This is a genomic window from Roseitalea sp., assembly GCF_984466335.1.
Genome location: NZ_CFIFWG010000245.1, coordinates 1 through 2535, shown reverse-complemented (window position 1 = coordinate 2535; position 2535 = coordinate 1). Strand labels below are relative to the sequence as shown.

The window sequence follows — 2535 nt, the reverse complement described above, 5'->3', positions numbered from 1 at the left end:
GAGTTGATCTCGGCGAACATGGTCGAGGTGCCCGAGACCGCCCCGCCGGTCCGCCACGCATTCTCGCTGACAAGGAACGTGTCGTCCATCGTCAACCGACCTATCCTCAGCGCGTGGAAGACGACCTCCATGGTCATCAGCTTGGCCAGGGACGCCGGCGGCACCGGCGCGTCGGCGGCCTTCGAAAACAGGATCGTGCCGCTTCCGACATCCAACAGCATTGCGTTCTGGGCCCGGGTTTCGAAGAGCTGGGCGCGCGCCGGCACCGCCGCCGCCGCCGCCGCCGCCGCAAGAAGGGCCAGCGCGACGAGCAGAGCAAGCGCAGGGCGCGGGCGGTTCCGCCGGGCGAAATGTCCAAGGGTGCAGTTCATGGGCTCGGCCGGTTGCTGTCACGACGCACGGTGGGCGCAACCTAGGTTGCGGTTACACATTAACGATTGACTGCGTTGGAGACCAACATCGGCCCTGACCAGGAGAAAAGCGCAAGCACGTGTGGCCCACTTGCGAGCATTTTCGACGCCGTCAGGGCCGATGTTGGCCCAACCCTGCGGGCCGCGCGGCAAAGCCGCCATTTTGGCGTCCGTCGTCCTCGAATATGCGCCGCATGTCCTTCGTACTCCCTCCTGAAACTGACGTCCTGCCGCGCGGCGCAGCCAATCGTTAATGTGTAACCGCAACCTAGAGCGCTCGGTGCGCGATTGGAAGGCGCAGAGCGCCTTGACGTCAATCGGAGGGCTTCCAGCCGGTCCGGGCGGAGGGTTGCGGCGCAAGGCCGTCAAAGGCCTTGGCAATGCGCATGTCCGCATAGGCCGAGGCGTCGAGCCCGATCAGCGGCCGCGCCGCATCGCGCAACAGCGGGCGCGGTGCCGGGACGCCGATTTCGCCGGGGGGGACGCCGAAACGCTCGGAAGCGGGCCCCTCGGTGGCGGCCAGCATCACGTCGGGCGCGCGCACGCCGGGCAGGTCGGGGCCGGCGCCGCGCGGCGCGCCCACGGTGGGCGCGCCCCTGAAGGAGGCGATCAGATACCGGTCGTCCTTGCCATGCAGCGGCGCGCGGCCGAGATATTCGACCTTCACCTCGGCCGTTCCGGCGGCGATGAAGTCCAGCATATAGGCGGCCCGCTTCGACAGGTCGATGACGCGGTTGTTGGAGAACGGGCCGCGATCGTTCACCCGCACCACCACCGAGCGACCGTTGGCCTTGTTCGTCACGCGCGCATAGGAGGGCAGCGGCATCGTTTTATGCGCTGCGGTCAGGTGGTTCATGTCGTAGACTTCGCCATTGGCGGTCTTGCGGCCGTGGAACGCCTCGCCATACCAGGAGGCGCGGCCGTGCTGGAAACGGGGCTGATCGGCCGTGGGAACATAGCGCCTGCCGCGAACCGTGTAGGGCCGACCGACCATGTCGCGGCCGCCGCCACGCTTTATGCGCGTGCCCGTGGCGATGCGAGGGCTGGCGGCAACGCCGAAGGCGGCCGCCGAAAAGCTCTCGGTGCCGGACGTGGCGGCGTTGGCGGTGAATATGGGCAGGTTCGACAGGTTGACGACATCGCTGCGCGCCGCGAGCGCGCTTGCGCCCCCGCCGGTCAACGCGATGCTGGGCGTCCAGGACCTTCCGCAGCCGGCCAAGGCGGCGCACACAGCAACGACCATGCCCGCTCGCAAACGGCCGTTCGTCAAATTCATCATCCCCATCGTCGCACGCGCTTACACCAAGCTTCGGCACCCGACCAGTGTCGGACGGCGCCAAGACGCCCACGATCGGTCATCTCGCTTATCGGAATGTTAAGATGCGTTATCCAGGCGATGCACCGCACGGGGCCCGAACAGGCCCTACCCCTCGATGCGCGCGCGGCCCGAATAACCATCGTCCCGCCGCCAGCGCAGCGTCGTCTCGCCTGTCCTGCGCAAGGTGAAACAGCTCACGCGACCATTGTACCATGTGGGGAACTGCTGGCAGAGCCGGTCATCCTCGATGAACCAGCGGCCCGTCTCGCGTGGCGCGAAATAGCGGCCAAGGCCGAGCGCGGTGCCATCGCCGCTGACTTGGCCGTCGGTCCCGTAGTGGAGCGGGAACTCGCCGCCGAACGGCGTTGAAAGGTAGACGCGCTTGCCCTTGATCGTGTCCCTGATGGCCGTTCCCGCCATCTGCTCGGCGGCGGCGGGGCTGGCGATGGCGCAAAGCGCCAGCGCGGCCGAGGCGAAAGCGAGGATGCGAATCATGAAGGCGGTTCCGGATCCGGTGTGGCGTGCGACCGTGCTACGAAAGGGCGGCGGGGATGGATCATGATCCGCACCCGATTGTCCCGCCGGAACGGCCGGCGCGCCCGGGCCGATCTTGCGGGTCCGGGGGCGCTGTGCCATCTAACGGAGGCCGGAGGGGTGGCAGAGCGGTCGAATGCGGCGGTCTTGAAAACCGTTGAGGCTTTGCGGCCTCCGGGGGTTCGAATCCCTCCCCCTCCGCCACCCTGGAACAAAAGTGCGAACGCCGTTCGCCGCCGATTCTACGCCATTTGAAGCCGCCAGCACCGGCAG

The 2535-nt window shown here is 67.5% G+C and carries 2 protein-coding genes, 1 tRNA gene and 1 pseudogene; 1 reads left to right on the top strand and 3 read right to left on the bottom strand.

The annotated features are described in order from the left end of the window. The 3 genes and pseudogenes from AC5E6L_RS15105 to AC5E6L_RS15095 all read right to left on the bottom strand — a co-directional run. Positions 1-371, bottom strand: a pseudogene (locus AC5E6L_RS15105) (hypothetical protein); the annotation flags it as partial. Between the two features lie 352 nt (positions 372-723). Then, positions 724-1653 (bottom strand): septal ring lytic transglycosylase RlpA family protein, encoded by a 930-nt coding sequence (locus AC5E6L_RS15100; RefSeq protein ID WP_491230600.1) that lies wholly within the window; start codon positions 1651-1653, stop codon positions 724-726. A 180-nt stretch (positions 1654-1833) separates the two neighbouring features. Next, entirely contained in the window at positions 1834-2223 is a 390-nt protein-coding gene (locus AC5E6L_RS15095) for a hypothetical protein (protein WP_491230599.1), read from the bottom strand. A 153-nt stretch (positions 2224-2376) separates the two neighbouring features. Here AC5E6L_RS15095 and AC5E6L_RS15090 point away from each other — a divergent pair. Next, positions 2377-2466: transfer RNA gene (locus tag AC5E6L_RS15090), tRNA-Ser, on the top strand. The last annotated feature ends 69 nt before the right edge of the window (positions 2467-2535 follow it).